Source organism: Euzebya rosea (assembly GCF_003073135.1).
GTDB classification, from domain to species: Bacteria; Actinomycetota; Nitriliruptoria; order Euzebyales; family Euzebyaceae; genus Euzebya; species Euzebya rosea.
In genome coordinates this window covers 178,615-203,470 of record NZ_PGDQ01000005.1, presented here as the reverse complement: position 1 = coordinate 203,470, position 24,856 = coordinate 178,615, and the positions used below count along the sequence as shown (strand labels likewise).

Sequence of the window (24,856 nt, the reverse complement as noted above, 5' to 3'; positions counted from 1 at the left end):
TCGGCAGGTCGGCCCGGCCGTCGGCAACGGGCGGTGAGGACCGCAGCGGTGCTAGGCCGTGCGGCGCAGCAGGACCGCGCCCGCCGCGAGCGCACCCAGCGCCCCCGACAGCAGCAGCCCCACGGGCGCACCCGTGGCCGCCAGCGGCACGTCGGCCGGGGCGGTCTCGCCGACGATGATCACGCCGGAACGGCTGCCGTCGTCGGTGGCGTACGTGATCCGGCCGGCCTCGAGGAACGTGATGGAGAACACGTCGCCGGGGGCCAGCGGACCGGAGTCCCACCGCTCCCCGTCGTCGAAGAACCGGACCTCCTCCTCGGAGGTGTTGGTGAACGCGACCGTGTCGCCGACCTCGATGGTCAGCGGGTCGGGGGACACACCATCGGCGGTCACCGTGATCTCCTGGGCCAACGCCGGTGCGGCGAACACGGCCAGGAGGAGGGCGACTGCGGACAGGGCAAGGAGGAAACGGGTGGACATGACCGAGGGGAGTCTAAATGGTGGGATCCGGATCGCCGCGGTAGCACCCCCGTCCGATGTCCCGACCACCGGCCGAGCACACAGGGTGTGGGGAGGGCGGCGACGGGTAGTGTCCGCCCGGTGAGCGATTCCGTGGGCACCTACGCGCCGTTGGCCGTATCCGGCTACCGGAAGGTGTGGGGTGCCGCCGTCGTCAGCAACGTCGGGACGTTCCTCCAGCTGACCGCCGGTCCGTGGCTGATGAACGAGCTGACCGGGTCGCCGCTGATGGTCAGCCTGGTCACCGCGGCCCTGTCGTTGCCTCGGCTGCTGCTGACGATCCCGGCGGGTGCGCTGGCCGACGCGCTGGACCGCCGCAACCTGATGATCGCCGGCAACCTGGTCGGGGCGGTCTCGACGGCCGCGATGGCGATCATGGTCACGTCGGGCACGATCACCGCCGAGTGGCTGCTGGCCTGGACGTTCCTGCTGGGGACGGGATCGGCGATCACCCTTCCGGCCCAGCAGACGCTGGTGCCCGACCTGGTGCCCGCCAACATGCGGGCACAGGCGATCACCCTGAACTCCGCGGCGTTCAACGTGGCCCGCGCCGTCGGCCCCTCGATCGGTGGCCTGCTGGTCAGCGCCGGCCTGACCGCCGCGTCGTTCGGGATCAACGCCGCCACGTTCGTGCTCGTGGTCGGTGTGCTGCTGAGCTTCCCGCGCCAACCCGCCGAGGACGCCCAGCGCCACCTGTTCCGCTCCGCTGCGCTGGGCATGCGGTACGTGCGGTTCACGCGGCCGATCCGCCGGCTGATCGTCATCGCCGGGGTCTTCATGCTGACCGCCAGCAGCGTGCAGACCCTGCTGCCCGTCGTGGCGTCCGATGACCTGGCGGTGGGCGCGACCGGGTTCGGCCTGCTCTACGGGGCGCTCGGCGTGGGCGCGCTGGCCGGCGTGGCCGGGCGGGAGGCGGCGCGGGTGCGGCTGGGACGCCACATGCTACCGGGGGCGATCGCGGCGTTCGGGCTGGGCGGCATCGCCTTCGGCCTGGCGTCGAGCCCGTGGATCGCGGGGCTCGCCATGGCCGTCAGCGGCGTGATGTGGGTGTGGACGCTGATCACCCTCAACGCGTCGATCCAGACCCTCGCCCCGCGCTGGGTCCGTGGGCGCGTGGTCAGCCTGTACCTGCTGGCGATCGGCCTGCAGCCCTTCGGGGCCGTGCTCTCCGGTGCGATCGCCGAGGTCACGGGCGCCGGGATGGCCGTGGCCATCCTGTCGGTCGGCACGGTGGTGCTGGGGCTGTTCGCAGCACGCCTGGACCTTCCCGTGCTGGGCGAGATCGACGAGCCCGTCATCGCCGACAACTGGCAGATGCCCCGCCACGCCTCGCAGGTGGCCGGCACACCCGTGCTGGTCGCCACGACCTGGGAGGTGGACCCCGACGAGGTCGATGCGTTCATGGACGTGATGCGCGAGCTGCGACGAACCCGGCTGCGGACGGGCGCACACCGCTGGTCGTTGTACCGCGACGCCGACCGCCCGTTCCGCATCACCGAGTTCATGGTCGTCGCCGACTGGGACGAACACCTCGCCCAGCACGCCCGCATCGACACCGAGGCCGCCGAGGTCATCCGCCGCTCCCGTGCCTTCGACCGGGCCGACGGCCCGGTGACCCGCCACCTGGCGGGCCTGGACATCCTGGCCAGCCACGCGCCACCGATCGCCGAGCAGCTGATCACCGTGCACGAGCAGCTGCACGCCCACGACGGGTCGACGCCGCTGGAGCACCACGACACCGACGTGCGTTCCGGCACGCGCGAGCGCTGACCTCCGACCGCGGCCGGTCAGCGATCCGGCGGCGGGCCGATGCTCGAGCCGTCACCGGTGACCGCGCCGGCGCCCTCCGGTGGGGACGGACTGGCCACCCCCGCGGATGAGGAGGAGGGGCCGTCCTCGTGGAACGCGTCGACCTCGTCGCGAACCGCGGGGGTGTGCGGGTCGATCTCGAGCACCAGCTCGTAGGCCTCGGCGGCGTCGTCCCGACGGCCCAGCGCCTCCAGCAGGCGGGCGACGTTGAGGGCATGGCCGAGGTCCCGGGGTGACCGGGCCAGCGCCTCCTGCTGGTGGGCCAACGCCTCGTCCAGCAACCCCAACCCCGTCAGCCAGCCGCCCTGGGCGGCGTGGTACCGCCCGTCCCAGGGGGCGATGGTCGAGGCACGGGTCACCGCCGCCTCGGCCAGCGGGATCTCCACGGCTGCCCGCGCGACCGCGGCATCCCACCCGACCAGGTCCGCACGCCACGGCCGCAGGACCGGCACCAACGCCACGACCAGCAGCACGGCCGCCAGGCCCACCGCACCGACCGGCCGGGCCCCGACGACCCGGACCTCGCGCTGCCCTGCCAGCCCCCCGACGCCGGCGACCAGCCCGGTCAGCAGGAACCCGGTGGCGGCCAGCGGCGGCACGTCGATCGACACCATCGCCTGCAGCAGGTAGCCCGCCCAGGCCAGCACGACGGCGAGGTCCTCGGGATCGGCCCACACCGCATCCCGCCGTCGGACGACGCCGACGGCGGGCAGCGCCACGACGAAGACCAGCCACGCGAGCACCAGCACGATCCCGCCGCCGGTCAGCAGGTGGAGCGGCAGGTTGTGGGCGTTGTCGACGCTGCGACGCAGGCCGGACTCCTCGGCCACCTCCGGTGCCCGGGCGGCGAAGAACCAGTCGCCGTAGGTGTCCAGCCCACGTCCGGTCAGCGGTGCGTCGGCGACGATGTCCAGCGCCGCCTGCCACTTGGGCAGACGGGTCTCCACGCTGCGCAGCGCCCCGTCCAGCACGCCCGACGCCGGGCCGAGCAGCAGCCCGACCACCACGACCGACGTCACGCCGGTCACGAGCAGGCCGGTGCGCCGGGCGGGCTGCCACGCCCGCAGGCCGAGCACGGCGCCACCCGCCAGCAGCACGACCGGTCCCTGCAGGCTGCCCGTGGCGACCGCCGCACCGACGCACAGGACTGCGGCCACCGCACCCAGCCGGCGGATCCCCGTGGACCGCAACGGCGACAGGGCCATGCCCGCGGCGAGGACGCCCACCATCCCCAGCCATGCCGAGGCGAAGTCGACGTTGCCGAACGTGGAGAACACCGGTGCGCCGCCCTCGACGGTCGTCCACGGCAACGGGTCGACGTCGACCGCCTGCAGCAGCGCGTAGGTCGCGACCGGCACGGCGGTGGCGACCAGCACCAGCACGATCCCCCGACGGGTGGCCCGGTCGGGTCGTGCGGCGAGGATCGCGAGGACCACACAGGCGACGTACAGCACCCAGCCACCGTGGCGTCCGGGCGCGCCGACCAGCTGCCGGACGACGTCCCCACCCGTCAGCACCGCCACCGACAGCGCGGCGACGACGGCCCCGCCGGCGGCCACCCAGCGGCCCGTGGGCAGTCTCGCCCGGCCGGTGGCGACCGCGCCCAGGCAGCTGCCGATGAGCAGGAGGAGGACGCCAACGACCACGGCCGTGGCCTTGGCGGTGTTGAACACGTCGACCGACGCACGCCAGAACGCCAGGACGGCCACGGCGACCGGCAGCGCCGGTGCCGCCAGCCGTAGCTGCGTCGACCAGCGGCCAGTCATCGGCGACCACCCTATAGAGTTCTGCCCGCCAGACCGTCGGACCCCCCGGAAGGGCTGCGTGGACACCTCCCCCGCTCGTGTGGTCGTCGGTGACCCTGCCTGCTTGGTCGTCGACGACGACGACGCCATGCGCATGCTCGCGGTGCTGCAGCTGATCGAGCTGGGCGGGAACGTCGAGCAGGCGGCCTCCACCGAGCAGGCGCTGGGGATGCTCGACGGCGAGATGGCCTTCACGATGGTCGTGGCCGACCGGCGGCTGGACGGCGGCACCTCCGGCATCGACATCCTGCGGCGTGCCGCCGAGGCCGACCGGCCGCCGACGTTGTTCCTGATGACCGCACACGTCGACGACTCGGTCATGGCCGAGGCAACCGCCATCGGCGCCACCGTTGTGGACAAGCTTGACCTGCAGCCGATCCTGGACGCGTGGTCAGCGGTCGTGGCCGATCAGGGCCCGTGAGCCGTCAGGACCCGTAGTAGGTCCAGTGCCAGGGTTCGCGTGGGACGTCCTCGACGAACCCGAACCGTTCGGCGTTGTCGCGCATCCACGACAGGGCCCGGTCGTCGAGCTGCAGGTCCATGGCGACCCCCCAGCCGTGGTTGGACGTGCCCGGCTGTGCGGCGCGGCCGCCCCGGCTGTACAGGCCGTAGCGTTCGACCATCTCCACCTGGCCCTCGTAGGAGCGATAGCTGGAGTTGACGCCGATGGTGATGCCCTCTGCCTCCGCGGCGGCGACGAGGTCCTGGAAGCCGTGGGCGGCGGGGGCCCACAGGCGGTGGTCGCCCACCCCGACGGGGGCCAGCGCGTCGGGCGGGATCCGTCCGTTGCCGTAGGCCTGCAGCTCGGCGGGTGGGCCGCTGCGGTCCAGCTGGACCGGTTCGTGGACGTGATCGGCGTGGCCGGCGTGGTCGGCGTGGTCGACCGCCGGTGCGGCCGACGTGCCGATGCCGAGCAGCTCCTCGACGGTGGCGGCGCCGGCGCTGGGCACGATCACCGACTCGGTGCCGGTCAGCCGGACGCCCTGGCCGAGCGCGACGGGTCGTTGCCCGACGGTGTCCAGCCAGGACGGCGCGGGGACGGCCGTCGCGGCGGTGGCCAGCTGGTCGAACCCGAGTGGTGTGGTCCCGACCCGGCCGGGTGCGACGGCGTCGAGCTCGGCCTGGAGGGCGTCAGCGAACGCGGTGGCCGAGGGCGCGGCCTGTGCCGCGCGGGTGCGTGGGGACACGCCGACGTCAGCCAGGCCGGCAAGGCGCTGACCGATCGTGTGCAGGCCGAGGTCGCTTCGCATGTCGCAGGTTCCCCATCGGCCGGAGAACCCGCGAGCTGAGCACCCCCGTCAGCCTCGGCTCGGGTGGGTCGGGCGCACCCCGCGGGTGTGTCGCCCAATCGCGACTGGTGGCCGCTTCGACGACACACGGCCCGGAGCCGAGTCGGGCCGATCGTCACGTGTGTCGGCCAACGGCGACGGGTGGCCGGTTCGGCGACACACCTCCGGGAGCTGGCCGGCCCAACCGAGTCGGCCAGCACCCGGATGGGCAGCTACGCGTCGATGAAGGTCAGGCGGTGGAGGGTGTCGCCGGCGAACGGGCGGACGATGACGGTGGCCGTCTCCTCGCCGTCGTCGATCAGGCCGAGCAGGTCCTCGAACTCGCGCATCGTGATGTCGGAGCCGTCGGCCTCGAAGACCGACTCGCCACCGAAGATCGCGGCGCTGTAGTCGAGGTCGTCGTAGACCACACCGGCGAGGGTCACCACGTCGAAGGTGTTGTCGCCCTCGGTGATGTCGGCCAGGTCGCCGATGAGGTCACCGGTCTCCAGCGACAACGACTCGGGGGTGTCCGTCGCGGCGTCGGGCGCCTGGTAGACGACGGCGTCACCGGGGGTGCGTGCCGCCTCGAACTCCGCCTCGGTGGCGATGGCGCCGTCCAGGCGGAACACCGCGCCCGAGGAGTAGCTCAGGTCGACACGGCCGGTGGCGGTCAGGACGGTCAGCTCGCCACCGTCGCTGGGTTCGGGGGCCACGGGCGAACCGTCGGGGTCGTAGGTCTCGGTGACCAGCCCCTCGACGGGCGCGACCGCGCGGTTGGTCACGGTCAGGCGGGCGATGCCGTTCGCGCGCCGGTAGCTGGCCGTGTCACCCGGGGACAGGGCCGCGACGGCGGTGTCGAAGTCCGCGGTGGTGCCGTCGACGGTGTAGCGGGTCTGCTCGTCGCTCTCCAGCAGGCGGTACAGGTCGTCCTCGGCGTTGGCGTGGTCGTCGCCGAGCCCGCCGATGGCCACGCGGATGATGCCCGACACGGCGTCGATGTCCAGCCGGCTGACGCTGCCGATGACGGTCCGGTTGGTCAGGCTGGCCCCGGTGGCGGTCAGGGCGATCTCGTCGCCCTCGTTGATGTTGGCGTCGAAGGTCTCCCGGTCGACGTCGCCGCCGTCGACGACGAGCGTGGGCTCCGCCGGCAGGACGATGCCGGGACGCAGCGCCACACCGGTGACGGGCTCCACGATCGCCATCGTGCCGGCGGACTGGTCGATGTTGCCGACGATGCCGTCGGTGATGCTGCTCGGGTCGACGTTGACCAGCTCGTGGATGGTGCCGCTGGCGTTGTCGGCGCGGAACGTGGCGACGTCGGCGACCGTGACGGCGGCCTCGAACGCGCCGATGGTGGCGGGTTGTCCGTCGACGAAGAAGTCATCGGCGGCGGAGTAGGTGACGACCACGGGGGCGTCGGCGTCCTCCGGGACGATGGTGTAGGCGTCGCCACCGGTCTCGGTGTCCACGACCGGGCCGGTCAGCGGCTCGGCCGGGCCGACGAGGATCGTCCGGCTGATCCTCTGCAGCGTCCCGTTGCCGAAGCGGATCTCGAACTCCAGCGGGCAGACGCCCTCGCTGGCCTGCACGTCCAGCCCGAAGCTGCCGTCGTCGCCGACGATCACGAGGCCGTCGGTGACGCAGGGGCCGAACACGACGACGTCGGCGTCGGCCCCGAACAGCTCGAGGAACCCGACGAGGGTGCTGCGGGAGGGGACGCCGTCCTCGGGTTCGTCCAGCTCCAGGGTTGCCTCGGTGGGCAGGCCCAGCGCCTCGCGAGCCAGGTCGCAGGCTGCGGGGTCGGCGGCGCAGACCAGCACCGGCTCGGTGATCTCGTCGACGTCGACGGCGAAGGTGTTGGCCCGCAGGAACGCCTCGGTGGCCGGCGGCAGGGTGGGGCCGTTGGCCAGCAGGACCGGCGCGTCGTAGGTGGCGCTGTGCGCGGCAGCGGCGAACCCGGCGGCCCACGCGTCGGGGGCCTGGCCCTCGACCAGGATGATGCGGTCGGCGTCGGCGGCGCTGTCGAACCCGCGCTGCTCGGCGACCTCGACGGCGGTGTCGAAGCGGGTGGCACCGGCGACGCGGACGACGTCGACGCCGAGGGACTCCAGCTCGTCCTCGACCGTCGGGCTGACCGCGGCGGTACCGCCGAGCAGCATGACGCGCTCGATGTCGGAGTCCGCGAGGGCCTGGCGGATCGTCTCGGGCAGCTCGTCGGTGCTGGTCAGCAGCGACGGCCAGCCGGTTGCGGCAGCCCATGCACCGGCGGACAGCGAGTCGGCGAAGGCCTGCGAGGCGTCCGCCCCGCTGGGAAACGCCCGGGAGACGATGGCGGTGGTCGACTCGGGCGCCAGCTTGGCGACCTCGATGGCGGTCTCGATGCGGGTGGGGCCCGAGACCCGCTCGACGTCCAGTCCGGCGTCGGACAGCTCGTCCTCCACCGTCTCGTCCAGCGCGTTGACGCCGCCGAGCAGGACGACCTCGGTCGCACCCAGGCGGTTGATCTCGGTGACCACGTCGGCGCGGACGTCGTCGGAGGGGGTCAGCAGCAACGGCGTGTCGTCGCCCTGGAGGGTGCCGGACGTCAACGCGTCGGCGAACTGGGCGTCGGTGGCGATCAGCACACGGTCCGCCCCGTCGTCGGGGAAGGTCGCGCGGGACAGCCGCAACGCCAGCCTCGGGGCGTCGTTGGCACCGGCGGGTAGCTGGATGTTGATGGTGTCCGACACGTCACCCACTGCGCTGGCAGGGGGCACGGCGGCCAACGTGGCCAGCAGGGCCAGGACCAGGACTACGGGAAGGCGACGCACAGGATTCCTCCAGGAAGGACGGGACTCGGCAGCGAATGCTAGTTGACGGGGCGGTCGACGCCGCCTGTCCTCGGGGGTGCACTCGAGGGGGTGTGGTCCCTCGGACGTCGGTTGCCCGCTCGACGGTGCGGGGTAGCGTCGGCCTCCACGAGGCCGACGTGTCGGTCCCACCGTGATCCAACGCAGGGAGAACAACGATGGAGCAAGTGCAGCTGGGCCGGTCGGGCCTTTTCGTGTCCGACGTCGGGCTGGGGACGATGCAGTTCGGCTGGTCGGTCGACGAGGCCGGATCGGTGGAGGTGATGGACGCCTTCGTCGAGATGGGAGGGACGTTCATCGACACCGCCGACATCTACAGCGCCTGGGCCGGCCGCATGGGCGGTCCCGAGCAGGCCGGCGGGGTGTCGGAGGAGATCATCGGCCGCTGGATCACGGCGCGCGGCAACCGTGACCAGATCGTCGTGGCCACCAAGGTCCGCGGCGCCATGGGCGTCAACTTCTCCGAGGGCCGCTCGACGGTGCACCAGCGCGAGGGGCTGTCACGGCAGTGGATCCAGCAGGCGTGCGAGGACAGCCTTCGGCGGCTGCAGGTCGACCACATCGACCTGTACCAGGCCCACTGGATCGACCCGCTGGTCCCGATCGAGGAGACCCTCGGCGCGTTCACCGACCTGGTCCGCCAGGGCAAGGTCCGCTACATCGGCTGCTCCAACTACTCGGCCTGGCGGATCGTGGAGTCGTTGTGGGCCGCCGACACGAACGGGTTCGAGCGCTACGTCAGCCTGCAGCCCGAGTACAACCTGCTGTCCCCCAACCGCGGCGACGTCGAGCGGGAGCTGGCGCCGATGTGCGAGCGGTACGGCATCGGCGTCGTTCCCTACAGCCCCTTGGCTGGCGGCCTGCTGACCGGCAAGTACCGCCGCGGGCAGGAGCTGCCCGACAGCGTGCGGGCCGAGGAGAACGCCGAGGAGAAGGTCACCGACGGCACCTGGGACATCATCGAGACGCTGGTGGCCGTCGCCGAGCGCAACGACATCTCCCCCGCCACGGCAGCGATCGCGTGGCAGCAGTCCAAGTCGTTCGTGACCGCCCCCATCGTCGGGGCCAACCGACCGTCGCAGCTGAAGGGCACCCTGACCGGGTTGGACAAGGGCCTGCCCGCCGAGGACCTCGACGCGCTGGACCGCGTCAGCGACTTCCACGTCCCGCGCTACGCCGAGGAGCGCTGACCCACGGCAGGAGGCAGGGTCAGCGTCACCGCTGGGCGCTGGCCCACTCCACGGTGGAGGCCAGGCCGTCCCGCAAGCCAACGGGGTGGACGGCCCCCACGAGCGCGCGCAGGCGGGCCTGGTCCGCCCGGGAGTGCCGGACGTCACCGTCGCGCGGCGGCAGGTGCACCCGCTCCAGCGGCCGGCCGAGGACATCGGCAAGGGTGTCGGCGACGTCGAGCAACGAGTGGGCCTCGCCGAGCGCCAGGTTGACCGGCACGCGGCTGGTCAGCCGGCCCTCGATGGCGGTGGCCAGGACGTCGGTGACGGTGTCGACGTGCACGAAGTCGCGGGTCTGGCCCCCGTCGCCGTGGACGGGCAGCGGGCGACCGGCGAGGGCGGCCTCGACGAACGCCGGGACCACCGCGGCGTAGGCCTGCGTGGAGGTCTGGAGGGGGCCGTAGACGTTGAAGAAGCGCAGCGGCAGCACGTCGACGCCGTAGGACGCCGACCATGCCAGGGCGTACTGCTCGGCGGCCAGCTTCGTGGCCGCGTAGGGGCTGATCGGGTTGGGCGGGCAGTCCTCGTCGGTGGGCAGCGGCGGGGTGGGGCCGTAGACGGCGGCCGACCCGGCGAACAGGACCTGCCCTCCGTGGGCGCGTGCGGCCTGCAGGACGTTGAGGGTGCCGCCGACGTTGACCTGGTGGGCGGTCACCGGGTCGCGGAGGGAGGGTGGCAAGCCGGTGACGGCGCCGAGGTGCACGATCGCGTCGGCGCCGGCAGACAGCCGGTCGACCAGCTCGGCCTGCCGCACGTCGCCCTGGTGGACGGCGACGGGCAGGTCGGCCAGCCACGCCGGGTTGCCCGTCGCGAAGCTGTCGAGGACGGCGCACTCGTGGCCGCGGGCGAGGAGGGTGCGGACGAGGTTGGCGCCGATGAAGCCCGCGCCTCCCGTGACGAGGACCCGCACGGGCTACAGCACCACGACGTTCGGGCCGCCCCCGGTGGCGTTGCGGGCGTCGAAGACCAGCCCGGCGTGCGCGACGACGTGGTCCAGGTCAACGGCGCGGTGCGGGGTGAGGATCGCGACGAGGTCGGCGGCGGCGACGACCTCGGTCGTCAGATCGACCGACGTCAGGTGGTCCGCGCCGACGGTGAGCGAGGGGACGTGGGGGTCGTGGTAGCTGATGTCGGCACCGCGGCGGGCCAGTCCGTGGAGGACCTGGAGGGCAGCGGACTCACGGAGGTCGCCGACGTCGGGCTTGTAGGTGACGCCGATGGCGAGGACGGTCGAGCCGCGGACGGGCTTGGCGTGGTCGTTGAGGGCCTCGGCGATGCGGTCGGTGACCCAGCCCGGCATCTCGGCGTTGATGTCCTGCGCCAGCTCGACCAGTCGGATCGGCCGTCCGGCGTCGCGCCGTGACTGCCACGTGAGGTAGATCGGGTCGATGGGGATGCAGTGCCCACCCACGCCCGGGCCGGGGTAGAACGGCATGAACCCGAAGGGTTTGGTGTCGGCGGCCTCGATGACCTCCCACGGGCTGATGCCCTGGTCGGCGCAGAGCATCGCGAACTCGTTGACCATCGCGATGTTCACCATGCGGAAGGTGTTCTCCAGCAGCTTGGCCTGCTCGGCGGCCTTCGTGGACGACACGGGGTGGACGTGGTCGACGAGGTCGGCGTAGAAGGCGACGGCGGCGTCAGTGGAGGCCTTGTCGATGCCCCCGACGACACGGGGGATCTGGTGGAAGGCGAAGGTGGTGTTGCCCGGGTCGATGCGTTCGGGGGCGAAGGCGAGGAGGAAGTCCTGCCCCGCCACGCGGTGGCCGGCTTCGAGGATGGGGGCGAGCAGGTCCTCGGTGGTCCCGGCGTAGGTGGTGGACTCCAGCACCACCAGCGCGCCGGGCTTCATGTGCTCAGCGACCGTCCGCCCGGCGGCGGCGACCATCGACAGGTCGGGCAGCCGTTCGAGGATCGGGGTGGGGACGCAGATCAGGACGATGTCGGCGTCGTCGCAGCGGGCCCCGTCGGTCGTGAACGCCAGTCGCCGGGTCGCGATGGCGGTGTCGAACTCGTCGGACCGAACACCGGCGACGGCCAGCGTGCCGTCCTGGAGGGCAGCGATCCGGTCGCCGTCGGTGTCGATGCCGACCACGTCGTAGCCGGCGGTCGCGGCGGCACAGGCGACGGACAGCCCGACGTAGCCCTGTCCGAAGACGGCGACCCGACGGGGGCCCTCGGTCTGCTGCTGTGCGGTCATCCCGGCAAGGCTACCGGCGTCGATGCCGGTTCCCGCTCCGGGACTGGTCAGACGGCCCAGTCGTTGACCGCGGCGATGATCGTCTCGATCTCGGACTCGGTCAGGTCCGGCCGAACGGGCAGGCTCAGGACTTCCTCGGCCGCACGTTCGGTCTCCGGGAGGTCCAACCGCAGCCCGAACGACGGGAGTCGGTGCACCGGCGTCGGGTAGTAGACGCCCGCAGCGACTCCGGCCTTGCGCAGGTGTGCCAGCAAGCGGTCACGGTCCGCTGCCCGCACGGTGTACTGGTGATAAACGTGCGAGGCCCCGCTGACCACAGTGGGGGGCGTCACTCCCCTCAGCCGGGCATCCAAGGCACGCGCGTTGGCCTGACGTGTCGCTGTCCAGCCTCCGACCTTGCGGAGCTGGACGCGGCCCAGGGCGCCGCCGATGTCGGTGAGCCGGGCGTTGAACCCCACGATCTCGTTGGCATACCGCGCCTCCATCCCCTGGTTGCGCAGCAACCGCAGCTTCCTGGCCACTGCCGCGTCCTTGACGACGATCATTCCCCCCTCCCCCGTGGTCATGTTCTTGGTCGGATAGAAGCTGAACATCGCGGCATCACCCAGGGCACCCACCGGGACGTCGTGCCACGCAGCCAAGTGGGCCTGCGCCGCATCCTCGACGACAGCGAGGCCGTGACGTGCCGCCAGCGCCTCGATCGCCGTCATGTCGGCGGGGTGCCCGTACAGGTGCACCGGCACAACGGCTGCCGTGCGCGCGGTCACTGCCGCTGAGGCCGCGGCCGGGTCCATGCAGAACGAGACCGGATCGATGTCGACGAACACCGGCTCCGCACCGCACAGCCGCACCACGTTGGCCGTCGCAGCGAAGGTGAAGGACGGCACGATCACCTCGTCGCCCGGTCCGATCCCCAACGCCAGCATCGCCAGGTGCAGGCCGGTGGTGCCCGCGTTGACCGCCACGCAGGAGCGGCCGTCCACGTGGGCGGAGAACTCCTCTTCGAAGGCGGCGACCTCCGGCCCCTGGGCGAGCATCCCGGAGGCCAGCACGCGCGTGACGGCTTCGATCTCCTCGGCTCCGATGATGGGGCTGGAGAGGTGAATCATGCGACCGCCCTCCACACGGCGGGCGGTCGCGAGTCACAGCGTGCTCGGACGAAGGGCAGGACGCTCAGGGAATGTCCTGGTCCGAGGGCTGAGCACCGCCGCCTCCCCCGTCACCATCGCCGCCACCGGTCTGGCCGGGGCAGTCCTCGGTGTCGAGGTTGTCCAGCAGGCTGAGCAGCGCGTCGCTGAGCTGCGCGGGCGGGGCGACCCGCCGGAGGCTGACGGGCTCCTGGGCGCAGGAATCCAGCTCGGTCTCTGTGGCCGGCGGTGCGGTGTCGATCTGGGTGACCAGAACCGGAGCGCCGCTGTCCGCGCTGAGGCCCGCGGCGATCATTCCGTAGCCCCAGCCGTCGTCGGCGAAGCCGTTGATCAGGAGGTAGGCCCGGCTGCCCTCGGGTTCGACACCGCGCAGCTGACGGGCGATCGCGACGGCGGTACCAGCCCGCTCGTCACCTGGCACGCGCTCCGTGGCGTTCACCGCCGTGGCAACCGCGTCGGAGATCGCCGCCGTGCCGCCCAACACGACCCGTTCCGTCGGGGCGTTGGCCTCGACCCACTCGGCGACCGCGGGATGCAGGCTCGCCGTCGGGGTCAGGACGATCGGTGTCCCGGTGTCGGCAGCCCAGCCACCACCGGTGACCGAGTCAGCCCAGGCCGCGGTCTCGTTGTCCTCGGTGCCGAACGCCCGAGCGATGCCGACGTCGGTGCCGCCGTACAGGCTGCGCGCCTCGTCCGCCACCGCCAGCGCGGTTTCGACGCGGGACGGACCGGCCAAGCGGACGACCTGGAAGCCGTACGCCTCGACCGCGTCGTGGACCGTGGCGGACAGTGCCGCCTCGCCACCGAGGAGGTAGACGGTGCCCCCGGCCGGCAGGACTCGCCGGATCTCCTGTGCGACATCGTTGTCCAGGATCGCCCCCTGCGTGAACAGCAGCGGGGCGTCGCCGGTCAGGACGCTGCCGGCGAGGGCGTCGGCGAAGACGTCGACCCGAGCCAGAACGACGTGACTGGCCGTGTGCGCCGCGTCGGTGTCCTGCGCGAAGCCACCGGCGGACCCGAACCGCTCGCGGGACATCTCGATGGCCGCCTGGATCAGGTCGGCCGAAAGACCCTCTGCTTGGCGGACGAAGACGTCGATGCTGGCGGTGTCGTTGTCGCCGATCGGGTCGTTGTTGCCGACCACCGTCGCGGAGAAGGTGTCAGTGCCCTCCTCCGCGTGGGTGGTGAGCAGGGTGACCTCGACGGACCGGCCCGCACGGAGTGTCGGCAGCGCGCAGACCTGCTCGACCGGTGGTTCGGTGCACCCGATCACGTCGTTGACCGTCACGCCGTCGGGGATCGTGTACTCCACGACCCCCGTGGAAGTGTTGGGGCCCTCGTTGGTGATGGTGAAGGTGACTGCGCTCGAGCTTCCGGGCACGACCACGATCGGTCGGGCCGAGGCCTCGATGGACAGGTCGGCCACGGTGGCGGGCGGGGTCACGGGTGCGGACTGGGTGGTCAGGTCTGCGGAGGCGCCCGCTTCCACGCCGTTGGCGGTCACGAGCGGGTCGGTGGTGTTGGTCAGCGTGCCGACGGCGTCGGTGGTCACGTCCACCTCGACCTGGCAGGTCCCCGTGCCGGGCACGTCCCCGCCGCCGAAGGTGATCGTCGAGCCGCCGTCCGGCGCCGACAGGGTGCCGCCGATGCAGGTCGAGATGGCGCTGGCCGGGCTGGCAATCGTCATGCCCGCTGGGAGCGTGTCGGTCAGGTCGAGGATCTCCACGGCCGCACCGTTGGCGGTGTTGTCCAGCGTCAGGATGAGCGTGGTGGTGCCGCCGAGCGTGATTGTGTCGGCCAGGAAGTCCTTGTTCAGGGTCGGCGGGATGCGCACGACGAGGGTGTCGGTGGCCGTGCCGCTGTTGCCGGACGATGAGGTCAGCTCGCCGGTCTCGTCGACGTACACGCCGCCGACGTCACCGGAGATGTCGACCATGATGGTGCACATGTCACCCGCGTTGACGGTGCCGCCGGTGTAGGCGATGGTCGTCGACCCGGCAACCGCGGTGAAGGTCCCCCCAGTGCAGGTGGTCGAGGCATTGGCAGGGTCGGCCACACTCAGTCCTGCGGGCAGGGTGTCGGTGAAGTCAAGCCCCGTGGCGTCGAGCAGGCTGACGGTGTTGTCGATCGTGTAGGTCGCCGTTGTGGCGTCGCCCTGCCCGATCGGGTTGGGCGCGAAGGCCTTGGTGAACAGCGGCGGCGGCTCGACGGCGAGGTCGGCCTCGGCCGGCATGGCGACCGGGATGCCGCCGCTCTGGAGGTCGGACGTGACGTTGCTGTAGGTGCCCGGTGCCGCGGTCGCCGGCACCAGCAAGGTGACGCCGAACGTGCAGAGCTCCCCGTCTGGGACCGATCCGTCATCGAGGGTGAGAAGCCCCCCGGCGAAGGCCACGGACGATCCGGGACCGCAGGGCGCGGTCGGCAGTGCCCCGGTGGGGGCGAGACCGGGGAGGACGGCCTCGAGGTCGTCGGTGAACCGCAACGCGGCCACGGCCGACGGGTTGTCGTTGGCGATCGAGAACTGCAGCGTCACGGTGCCGCCCGGGACAACCGGCCCGGAGAAGGCCTTGTCGAAGGCGACCTCGCTGGAGACCAACAGGTCATCCATCGCCGGGTCACCCACGACGGCAAGATCGTCACCAACGGTTTCTCCGGTGACGATGCTGGTCTGGTTGGGGAAGGTGCCACCGGCAGCGGCGCTGGCCGGCACCTGGAGGGTCACGGAGAACGTGCAGCCGGCACCGGGGGCAAGGGTGCCGCCGGTCACGGTGATGACGTCGGTACCAGTGGCCTGGGAGCCGGCCCCGCACACGTCGGCGGCCGGCAGCCCGATGGCCTCCAGGCCGGGAAGGACTGCAGTCAGGTCGTCGGTGAAGCCGACTTCATCGATGGTCAGTGTGTCACTGGTGTTGGTGAGTGTGAACTCGAGGTCGACGAGGTCGCCGGCCCGGACGGGGAAGTCGAGGAAGGCCTTGGTGGCGTCGATCAGAGTCTTGTCGACGATCAGGACGTCGGTGGCCGGCATGCCGACGAGGGCATCGTTGGCCGGGTTCTGATAACTGACCGACGAGGTCGTGTTGCGGTAGTCGCCGTCAGCGGTCCCAGCAGGAACCGCCATGGACACGGAGAAGCTGCACGTTCCGCCTGCAGGGACGGCGCCGCCGGAGAAGAAGAGGAAGTTCCCGCCGATGGTCTGGGCGGTGCCGCCACAGGCGGCTTGGTCGGCGCTGGTGATGGTGGCGCCGCTGACCGCGGCAGAGACGCTGTCGGTGAAGAGGATCTCGTCGTAGTCGGTACCCGATGTGACGTTCTCGAGGGTGAACTCCAGCGTCGTCTCACCACCCGGCAGTGCCGGGTCGTCGGTGAAGTCCTTCGTCAGGACAATGCCCGGGACGTCGATGTCGTCCGCAGCAGGGACGCCCTCGACTGCCACGCCGTCGACGGTTGCGGTGGGCACTGTCGTCTGGACGGTGTAGAGGCTCGGGTTGGCACCAGCGTCCACCGTCAGGTCGAGCGTGATGACACACGACTCGCCGGGGTCCAGGCTGACCCCATCGAGGACGATGTCCGGCGCCAGGAACGTCAACGTGCCGTTGGCGCCGCCGCAGATGTCGGCGGGCAGGCCGCCGGCGCCGACCGTGACGTCACCGGGCAGCTGGATGTCGAATGCGATGTCGTTGGCGGTGCCGCTGCTGTCGTCGGCGATGATCTCCAACTCGACGGTCGCTGTCCCGCCGGCCGGGACGGGGTTGTTGGTCACGGCGAGCCGTACCGATGGCGCGCCGACGACGAGCAGGTCGTCGGAGAACGCTCGGGTGTTCACGAGCGCCCCTGCGACGGTGGCAGTGAGGTCCGACACGGTATTGGTGTAGAGCCCCCCGGCGATGGAGTCACCGACAGTGATGACCACCTGGAAGGTGCAGACCTGCGAGGGTTCCAACGAGTCGTCGCTGAAGGCCAGCGCCTGTGTCTCCGTCGCCGGGAACACGAGCGTGATCTCCGAACTCGGCCCGCAGGGGTCCGTCGGCAGGTCGACCGTCACCGGGAACGCGAAGATGTCAGTGAGCAGGTCGGTGAACGACACGTCGGTCATCGCCGTGGTCGAGTCCGGGTTCTCCAGCGTGAACTCGAGCGTGACCTGGTCGCCCGGGCCGACCGGGTCGTCCACGAACTCCTTGGACGCGATGGGCAGGTAGCGGACGACGATGTCGTCGGAGGCCGCGGGAATGACGACGGGGCCGTCTTCGCCGGGGCGGCCGTCGCCGCCACCTCCCGGGTCCGAGGTCCCCATCGCGGTGAAGTCCGAAGTGGTGTTGGTCAGCACCTGCCCGACGAGCTCGCCGCCGGGCAGCTGGACGGCAACCTCGAAGGTGCACGAGGCTCCCGCGGCCAGGGAGGCGTCGGCGAGCTCGAGCACTCCCCCGGCGAAGGACAGGGTCGACCCGAGGCCGCAGGGATCCGTCGGGAGCCCACCGGCGATGGTCGTACCCGTCCGCATGGCGTCGAGGTCGTCGGTGAACGTGCCATCGGCAAGCTGCGACCCCGTGCGGTTGTCGATGGTGAACTCGACCGTGGTGACGCCCCCGGGCGCCACCACGCCGTCGAGAAAGGCCTTGCGGAAGTCGAGCGCCTCCACGGAGATGGCCGCCACGGCGAAGCCGATGTCCCCGGAGCCAGCCTGATCGGTGCGGTTGACGGCGTCCATCGGCCGCGTTGCTGTCAGGACCACCTCGACGACGCAGGAGGACTCGACGTCGACTGCCCCGTTGAGAAGGCTGACGCTGCTGGAGCCCGGGACGGCGTCAACGCTCGCGAACTGGAACGGCCCAGCGTTGCAGTTGGTGAAGGCGTTCGACTGATCGGCCACGACGAGGCCTGCCGGGAGCGGGTCGGTCACGAACAGGTTGCTCTCGACAGCCCCGTTTCTCGAGTTGTCGAACGTGATGGTCAGGACGATGTCGTCGCCCTGCTGGTAGCCGGGTGCCAACCCTCGGTCCATCACCCGGCCGAGGGGGGAGAAGGACTTGGTGATGCCGGGAACACCGCCATCGACGGTGAGCGGGACCGTCCCGACCTCACCGGCGAACAAGGGAGGACCGTTGTTGCCGGTGGTCACGAACCCTGGGTCGTTGAAGTGGGTGTCGACGACGCTGGCGGTGACGTCGACGGTCACCCGGCAGAACTGACCGGCCCCGAGCTTGGCGTCGGACAACTCCACTTGGCTGGACCCCGGCAGCGCGGTGACGGTGGCTTGGGCACACGTGGTCGTCGCGGATGCCGGGTCCTGGACGGTGACGTCCGGATCGAGGATGGAGACGAACCCGACGGGGTCGACCGGGCCGGTGGTGTTGTTGGTCAGCGTCCACGTGGCACGCGTTGTGCTGGTCGGCCCGATCGTGGATGGCGCGAAGGCCAGGTCCAGCGAGTACGGCTCCTGTGCAGACACCGGCGCTGCCGGCAGGGCAAGCATCGCCGCGGCCAGGACGGTCACGAGCAACAGGTGGCGAATCGACCTCATCGGGGCCCCTCCTCGAAGGGTGTGGGGCACGCGGTGCGCGTGCCCGGCGGCGGTGCTCCGCGGCATCGTTGGCCGCTGATCGCCCTAGCTGCAGGTTTGGTCGCCAGCAGCCTGCAACGGGTGCCACGTGGTCCCGTCGTAGCCGCAGAACGTGTCGCCGTCGAAGTACATGGCCCCGGCCACTGGCCCGACGGGCGCAGCGCCGTTGTGGAGCACGAGCGCACCGTCCGGGGTCAAACGCAGCTCGGGCGAAGCGTCCGCGCCGATGCGCCGGATGATCAGTCCGTCAGCGAGCTCGCCGCTCCCGAGGGCGAATCCGGTCTGGCGAGTGGCGAACTGCCAGTCGTCCCCTCCAGTCTCGGTGTTGGTCAGGCGCATGTACACAAGGCCGTTTCGAGCAACGTCGAGGGGGGCCTCGGGCGAGGACGTCCCCATCCCGATGTCTCCATCCGCGTCAACGTAGATCGAGTTGCTCGGCGCGTTGGGACGGATGCGCAGGGGCAGACGCGAACCGTTTGTGACGTCACGGATGAAGAAGTTGGTCTCGTTACCAGCCATGTCCCAGGTCTGCGCGGTGAAGCCGGACGAACCATCCTGCTCGAGGCGCACAGTTGGGGTATCGCCATCCTTGAGGTGAACCTCGACCACCGGCGTGCTGGTCCCCAAGCCGATGCGACCACCGTCATCGACGTAGAGGGAATGCGACGGCGCGCCTGCCTCGATCGTGAACGGGGTGCGACCGCCGTCGATGTCGTCGATGGAGAACTTGTTCGCGCCGCCGTTGGTCGAGTCGTTGACCGTGATCTGCCAGTCGTTGCTCGGGAAGCTCGCCGACGTGCTCGTGTCGAAGAACCTGATCCGGAGGTTGTTCTCCTTCAACCGGATCGTGTCGAAACCGAACGACTCACCGTTCACGCAGTCAAACCCTACGCAGGCGCTGCCGTCGACGATCAGGTCGTCGAGGATGACCTGGTCGGCGAATGCCTGGTCGTCGAAGCGGGATACCTGCTCCTCCTCCGCGGCTTCCTCACCGCCCCCGGCATCAAGCCCCCGGGACTCGGTCTCCTCGGGGCCTCGGCGCTCGATCGGCTGGCCGGTCGCCGCGGGCACGGCGAGGAACGCCAGCGCCACCACGGTCATGGTCACGAACACGCGCTGCAGAGTCATGTCTCCCTCACACCCTTGTCTCGGATTCGGGCTCAGCGAGGGACACTAGACCGTCAGGACAGGTGGTGTCCCTTACATCGCGAAACAGGCCACGAGGTTCACGAACCGTCGGGGCGCAGGGTCACCGTCTGGTTGACGCCCAGGTCGGTCGCTTCGGTCGTGGTCCCGTCGGCCCATTCCACGGTGACCCGGTCGATGGTCTCGGCTCCACCCAATCCGACGTGCACCGACAGCTCGTTGCTGCTGAGGTAATTCGCGCAGCCGTCGAGGTGGCGGACCTGGCGCTGCCCCCCGGCCTCGACGACGATCCGGCTGCCGAACCCGTGAGGGGCCAGAGCGGGATCGTCGCTGGTGTCGAGGAAGATCCGCAGCCACGCCGTCCCGGCACCGTCGAGATCGTTGCGGAACAGCGCGAACCGGTCGTTCGCCGCGGTCAACGCGATGTCCTGGTCTCCGTCGTTCTCCACATCCAACCGCACGACCGACAGGCCGTCAACGACGTGGTCCAGGCCGACGTCCAGCGCGACCTCCTCGAAGACCTCCCCTCGGTTCATGAAGACCTTCGAGGGCTCGTCCTCGTAGGACGGCAGGGACCAGCCGTTGGTCTCGACTATGTCCAGCCGACCGTCGTGGTCGAGGTCGACGTCAACCGCACCCCAACCCCACCCGCCGTCGTCGACACCGAGCGATGCGCCCTGCTCGAGGAACGTCCCGTCGGGCTGGGCGACGAAGAGCATGTTGCCAAGGCCCCTGCCGACGTCGTCATCGTCGTGGATGGCGGTGACATACCAGTCCAGGAGGCCGTCGCCGGTGAGGTCGGCAACGAACGTGCCCATGGCCTGGGCGTCGTTGAGGCCGATGCCCATCTCGTCGCGGACCTCCACGAAGCCGTCCGCGCCGTCGTTGCGGTACACCTGCGTGGTCCCGAAATCGGCCACCAGGAGCAGGTCGGGATCGCGGTCGCCGTCGAGGTCCGTCCAGCACGGGCCGAACCCCCTGACGCCCTCGTTGTTGATCCCAAGGTCCTCAGTCACGTCGGTGAATGTGCCGTCCCCCTCGTTGCGGAACAGTCGGTTGCTGTCGGTGTCACGACGCCAGCCGGCGACGAACAGGTCCAGGTCGCCGTCCAGGTCGTAGTCACTGAACGCGGCACCGAACCCGTCGGCGTTGACGCTGGTGGTCCAGGCGACGTCGGCCTCGGATGCGCGGTTGGTGAACGTGCCGTCCCCCTCGTTGTGCCACAGGCGATGCGCGCCGGGCCCGCGAGCGTCCGGGGGACCGTGACTGGTCACGTAGATGTCGACCCACCCGTCCCCGTCGTAGTCGGCCATGGTCGCACCGGCGCCGATGTGGGGCGCGTCGACACCGGCCTCGGCGGCGACGTCGGTGAAGGTGCCGTCCCCGTTGTTGCGGTACAGCGCGTCGGGCCGGTTGCCACCGCCAAGGACGAACAGGTCGGTGAACCCGTCGTTGTCGAGGTCCGCCGCGGCCGCGCCGCCCATGAACCGACGGCCATCGTCCTTGTCGTCCAGGGGGCTCTCGTGCAGCAGCCCGACCCCAGCCGGCTCGGTGATGTCGGTGAACCTCAGCCGAACGGGGCCCTCGTGGGTGCGGTCCGGGCCGTCGACCAGCGCAGCGGTTGGGGGCTCCACCGGAGATGCGGCACCGGTGGCCACCGGTGTGTCGGTGGTGGCCGACATGCCTTCCACCGCGCCCTCGACGGAATCGGCCCCGGTGTCGGTCCCGGTGCAGGCGGTGGTGCACAGGACGAGCGCCAGCCCGGCGAGCGTCAGGCGGTGAAGGGTCATCGATGGGTGTCCTCGGTGTCGAGCAGAGTGCTCATTCGACGGGCAGCCAGACCGGGTCGGTCCCAGCGCCCACCTCGACCACTATTGCGCCACCGGGCCCTCCGATGCCGACAACAACCGCGGCGTCGTCGGTCGCTCGGGACGTGACGAGCAGGGTGCCGTCCGGTGAGAGATCGCCGGTCACTCCGTTCCCGCTGACCACGAGGGATGCCGGGCGGTCGAGGCCCACGTAGAGCAAGTCGGTGTGCAGACCGTTGCGGAGCGGCACGAGGCCGGTGCGCCAGTCGTCGGTCAGCGCCAAGCCCGACAGGTCGAACGTGGCCCACTCGTCGCCCTGGACGTCGGGCGCGACCGCCGACACCGCGCCTGTGGCCAGGTCCACGCCGACCAGCGGTGCTCCGCGTTCGCCGGACAGGCCGAACCATGCGACCCGTGGACCGCTGGGTCCCGGCCAGGCGACGACCTGAAGGGTCGAGGGGCCGATGGGCGTCGCCTGTCCGCCGTCCAGCGGCACCCACATCAGCCCGTCCGGGGTGTCGGTGACAACCGCCTCCCCCCCGGGGTCGACCACCAGCGTGCCGCCGACCGCGTCAGCCAGCGGCTGCGGGTTGGCGCCGTCGAGGTCGGTGAGGACCAGCTGACCGTCAACCTCGGCGATGATGGTGTCCTCGCTGGTCGGCACGGCCGAACGGGGCCTGGCCACGCCAACCGAAGTGATGCTGCCGTCGGCAAGGGTCAGCACACCGGGGCCGGGGTCAGCCTCCACCAGCAGCCGTGTTCCGCCATCCAGCCACTCGATCGGCGTCACGTCCAGCGGCAGGACTCGTGTCGGGTCGGCGGTCTCGACCAACGCGCCAGCCTGCGCCCCCCCGATCAGCAGCGTGGTGCCGTCAGGAGAGAGCGAGGCCACGCTCGGCTCCGGGACGATGTCGAGCACCGTGGCGGTCCCTGCGCCGAGGTCCACCAGCGCAACAGCCTGTCCGGGCGCCACCAGCGCCGCGTATCGGTCGACCACACGCGCGGAGCCTGGACGTGGGACCTGCCAGTCGGCTGCGGGCAGGTCGAGCCCACGCACCCCCAGTGCCGTGACGTCCAGCAGGCCGACCTCCAGACCGCCCTCGGGCGACTCCGCCAGCAGCCACGCGCGGTCGGGGAACCCGGTGGGGACGGGATAGACCGGCGTGTCGCGCCCCTCGGCGCGGTACAGCTCGGTCCCATCGGGCAGCGCCACCACAAGGTCGCCGGTGGCCGTGCCGTCCTCGTCCGCCCCCGCGTAGACGATGACCCCGTCCGGCGCGTCGACCAGCGGCGTGTCGTCGTCAACCCCGTTCGCCGCATCCTCGTCAGCCCGTCCGTCGGCCTCGCCGGAGGGCGGCGAAGCGTCGGGCGTCGTCGTGCAGCCAGCCACGAGGACGAGCAGCAGGGAGACGAGCAGGCGGATGGGCACCAGGGGTCCTTTCGGTCGGGCTGGCAGCGTAGCGGCGGGCTGCCGCGTGCCGGCACTAGACTCGCCACCGTGCGGTTCGGAGGGAGAACGTTGGCAGCCGTGGCGGCGCTTGCCGTCCTGCTCGTGGCGTGCACACCGGACGACGTCGCAACCGGTGGATGCACCCCGGAACCCCGCGCAGCCGACGTGTCGGTCGCACGGGTCTGGAACGAGGCTGCGCTGGAGGCCATCCGTCGCGACTTCCCCGCACCCACGGTCCACGCCCGCAACCTCTTCCACCTGTCGGTGGCCATGTGGGATGCCTGGGCGGCCCACGACGACACCGCTGCTGGATACGTCCTCGACGTCGAGGCCGTTGCTGAGGGTGCCGAGGGCATCGCCGATGCCCGCGATATCGCGATCAGCCACGCGGCGTATCGCGTGCTGTCCCATCGGTACGCCGACGCGGTCGGTGCGGAGGAGACCCTGGCAGGGCTCGACGCCACCCTGGCGGCGCTGTGCCACTCCCCCGAGCACGTGGACGCCGGCGCGGACGCAGCGATCGCGCTCGGCAGGGGGATCGGCGACGCGGTCGTCGAGCGGTTCCTCGACGACGGCGCCAACGAGGCCGGCGACTACCTGGACCCGGACTACCAGCCGGTGAACGACCCGCTGGTCCTGGTCGAGCGCAATATCGAGATGGCCGATCCCAACCGCTGGCAGCCGCTGGCGTTCGAGGTCGCCGCGACGCAGAACCAGATCCCGCTGGCCGACAACCAGCAGACGTTCGTTGGCTCCCACTGGGGGTCGGTCCAGGGATTCGCGCTGCCCGAGGGCGAGGCGGGACTGCCGATCGATCCCGGGCCGCCACCGTCCTTCGGGGACCCGGCCACCGACGCCGAGTTCCGGGAGTCGGCGCTCGAGGTCATTCGCTACTCCGCGCTGCTCGACCCGGAGCAGACCGACCCGATCGACATCTCCCCCGCGGCTATGGGCGACAACCCCCTCGGCACCTACGACGGCGACGGGTACGACACCAACCCGGTGACGGGCGAGTCCTACCACCCGCAGGTGGTCCCGCACGCAGACTTCGGACGGGTCGTCGCGGAGTTCTGGGCCGACGGCCCGGAGTCCGAGACCCCACCGGGGCACTGGAACACCCTGGCCAATACCGTGTCGGACGACCTTGGGGAGCTGCGGATCGGCGGCGACGGACCGGTCGTTGACCGGCTGGAGTGGGACGTCAAGCTGTACCTGGCATTGAACGGGGCCACCCACGATGCCGCGGTGGCAGCGTGGGGAGCAAAGGGCCACTACGACTACGTCCGCCCGATCTCGATGATCCGATGGATGGGGCGCAACGGTCAGTCCAGTGACCCGGACGGGCCGGCCTTCCACGAGGACGGACTGCCACTGGAGGACGGCCTGGTCGAGGTGGTGACTGCCGAGAGCGCCGCCGAGGGCGAACGCCATGAACGACTGGACGACCACATCGGCGAGGTCGCGGTGCGGTCGTGGGACGCTTACCCCCGCAACCCGGAGGCCGACGTCGGCGGGGTCGACTGGATCCTCGCTGTTGACTGGGTGCCCTACCAGCGCGCCACCTTCGTCACACCGGCCTTCGCTGGGTACGTGTCGGGCCACTCCACGTTCAGCCGCGCCGCCGCCGAAGTGATGGCCGGCATCACCGGCAGTCCGTGGTTCCCCGGTGGGATCGGCACCTGGACGGTGCCGGCAGAGGGACTGGAGTTCGAGGCCGGCCCCGCCGAGGACGTCGTGCTGCAGTGGGCGTCCTACTACGACGCCGCCGATCAGGCCGGCTTGTCACGGCTCTACGGGGGGATCCACGTTCGTGCCGACGACCTCGCCGGACGGGTGATCGGTGCCGAATGCGGCGAGGGCGCCTGGGCCCTGGCGCAGCGGTACTACGACGGCACCGCCTGATCCGTCACGTCAGGGGACGCCGGCGGGCCGAACCGACTCGAAGGTGCAGCGCAGGCCGTCGTGCACCCCGACGGGCCGAAGTGCCAGCCTGCGCGCCGGTGATCCGGGCGGCCTGCAGGGACGGTGAGGGCCCAATCTGGACACGGAAGCCCACCCCGTCTAC

General features: G+C 71.1%; 15 protein-coding genes. 4 read left to right on the top strand and 11 right to left on the bottom strand.

What is annotated here, in order from left to right; translation table 11 throughout:
* Positions 1 to 51: 51 nt before the first annotated feature.
* Entirely contained in the window at positions 52 to 480 is a 429-nt protein-coding gene (locus CUC05_RS24580) for a cupredoxin domain-containing protein (RefSeq protein ID WP_157965355.1), read from the bottom strand.
* Positions 481 to 600: 120 nt separating this feature from the next.
* Between CUC05_RS24580 and CUC05_RS08050 the strand changes: the two genes are divergently transcribed.
* Entirely contained in the window at positions 601 to 2,289 is a 1,689-nt protein-coding gene (locus CUC05_RS08050; protein ID WP_157965354.1) for an MFS transporter, read from the top strand.
* A 17-nt stretch (positions 2,290 to 2,306) separates the two neighbouring features.
* Here CUC05_RS08050 and CUC05_RS08045 read toward each other — a convergent pair whose 3' ends face one another.
* On the bottom strand, positions 2,307 to 4,094 hold the full coding sequence (locus tag CUC05_RS08045) for an O-antigen ligase family protein (RefSeq protein ID WP_157965353.1): 1,788 nt from the start codon (positions 4,092 to 4,094) through the stop codon (positions 2,307 to 2,309).
* Between the two features lie 58 nt (positions 4,095 to 4,152).
* On the opposite strand from CUC05_RS08045, the gene CUC05_RS08040 reads away from it, so the two are divergent.
* The gene (locus tag CUC05_RS08040; RefSeq protein WP_157965352.1) at positions 4,153 to 4,554 is read left to right on the top strand and encodes a response regulator; all 402 of its coding nucleotides are present in this window, start codon (positions 4,153 to 4,155) and stop codon (positions 4,552 to 4,554) included.
* Positions 4,555 to 4,558: 4 nt separating this feature from the next.
* On the opposite strand, the gene CUC05_RS08035 is transcribed toward CUC05_RS08040, so the two are convergent.
* Positions 4,559 to 5,383: a M15 family metallopeptidase gene (locus tag CUC05_RS08035; protein WP_108665569.1), complete on the bottom strand. Its 825-nt coding sequence runs from the start codon at positions 5,381 to 5,383 to the stop codon at positions 4,559 to 4,561.
* Positions 5,384 to 5,634: 251 nt separating this feature from the next.
* On the bottom strand, positions 5,635 to 8,214 hold the full coding sequence (locus CUC05_RS08030) for a cell wall-binding repeat-containing protein (RefSeq protein WP_157965351.1): 2,580 nt from the start codon (positions 8,212 to 8,214) through the stop codon (positions 5,635 to 5,637).
* A 197-nt stretch (positions 8,215 to 8,411) separates the two neighbouring features.
* Between CUC05_RS08030 and CUC05_RS08025 the strand changes: the two genes are divergently transcribed.
* A complete protein-coding gene (locus CUC05_RS08025; protein WP_108665567.1) occupies positions 8,412 to 9,443 on the top strand; it encodes an aldo/keto reductase in 1,032 nt (343 codons plus the stop codon).
* Positions 9,444 to 9,468: 25 nt separating this feature from the next.
* Here the strand turns inward: CUC05_RS08025 and CUC05_RS08020 are convergent, their stop codons facing one another.
* The 7 genes from CUC05_RS08020 to CUC05_RS07990 form a co-directional block, all read right to left on the bottom strand.
* The gene (locus CUC05_RS08020; RefSeq protein ID WP_108665566.1) at positions 9,469 to 10,392 is read right to left on the bottom strand and encodes an NAD-dependent epimerase/dehydratase family protein; all 924 of its coding nucleotides are present in this window, start codon (positions 10,390 to 10,392) and stop codon (positions 9,469 to 9,471) included.
* Between the two features lie 3 nt (positions 10,393 to 10,395).
* Entirely contained in the window at positions 10,396 to 11,682 is a 1,287-nt protein-coding gene (locus CUC05_RS08015; protein ID WP_108665565.1) for a nucleotide sugar dehydrogenase, read from the bottom strand.
* A gap of 47 nt (positions 11,683 to 11,729) precedes the next feature.
* The gene (locus CUC05_RS08010; RefSeq protein ID WP_108665564.1) at positions 11,730 to 12,791 is read right to left on the bottom strand and encodes a DegT/DnrJ/EryC1/StrS family aminotransferase; all 1,062 of its coding nucleotides are present in this window, start codon (positions 12,789 to 12,791) and stop codon (positions 11,730 to 11,732) included.
* A 64-nt stretch (positions 12,792 to 12,855) separates the two neighbouring features.
* Complete coding sequence (locus CUC05_RS08005; protein ID WP_170127953.1) at positions 12,856 to 18,348, bottom strand: DUF7933 domain-containing protein; 5,493 nt, start codon at positions 18,346 to 18,348, stop codon at positions 12,856 to 12,858.
* An 84-nt stretch (positions 18,349 to 18,432) separates the two neighbouring features.
* Positions 18,433 to 19,515, bottom strand: a complete 1,083-nt coding sequence (locus CUC05_RS08000) for a hypothetical protein (protein WP_157965350.1) — start codon at positions 19,513 to 19,515, stop codon at positions 18,433 to 18,435.
* A gap of 98 nt (positions 19,516 to 19,613) precedes the next feature.
* Complete coding sequence (locus CUC05_RS07995) at positions 19,614 to 21,323, bottom strand: CRTAC1 family protein (RefSeq protein ID WP_108665561.1); 1,710 nt, start codon at positions 21,321 to 21,323, stop codon at positions 19,614 to 19,616.
* 31 nt (positions 21,324 to 21,354) lie between these two features.
* Positions 21,355 to 22,770: a hypothetical protein gene (locus tag CUC05_RS07990; protein ID WP_108665560.1), complete on the bottom strand. Its 1,416-nt coding sequence runs from the start codon at positions 22,768 to 22,770 to the stop codon at positions 21,355 to 21,357.
* Between the two features lie 99 nt (positions 22,771 to 22,869).
* Here CUC05_RS07990 and CUC05_RS07985 point away from each other — a divergent pair, with 99 nt between their 5' ends.
* Positions 22,870 to 24,693, top strand: coding sequence for a DUF6851 domain-containing protein (locus CUC05_RS07985; protein WP_108665559.1), 1,824 nt, complete (start codon positions 22,870 to 22,872; stop codon positions 24,691 to 24,693).
* Positions 24,694 to 24,856 lie beyond the last annotated feature (163 nt).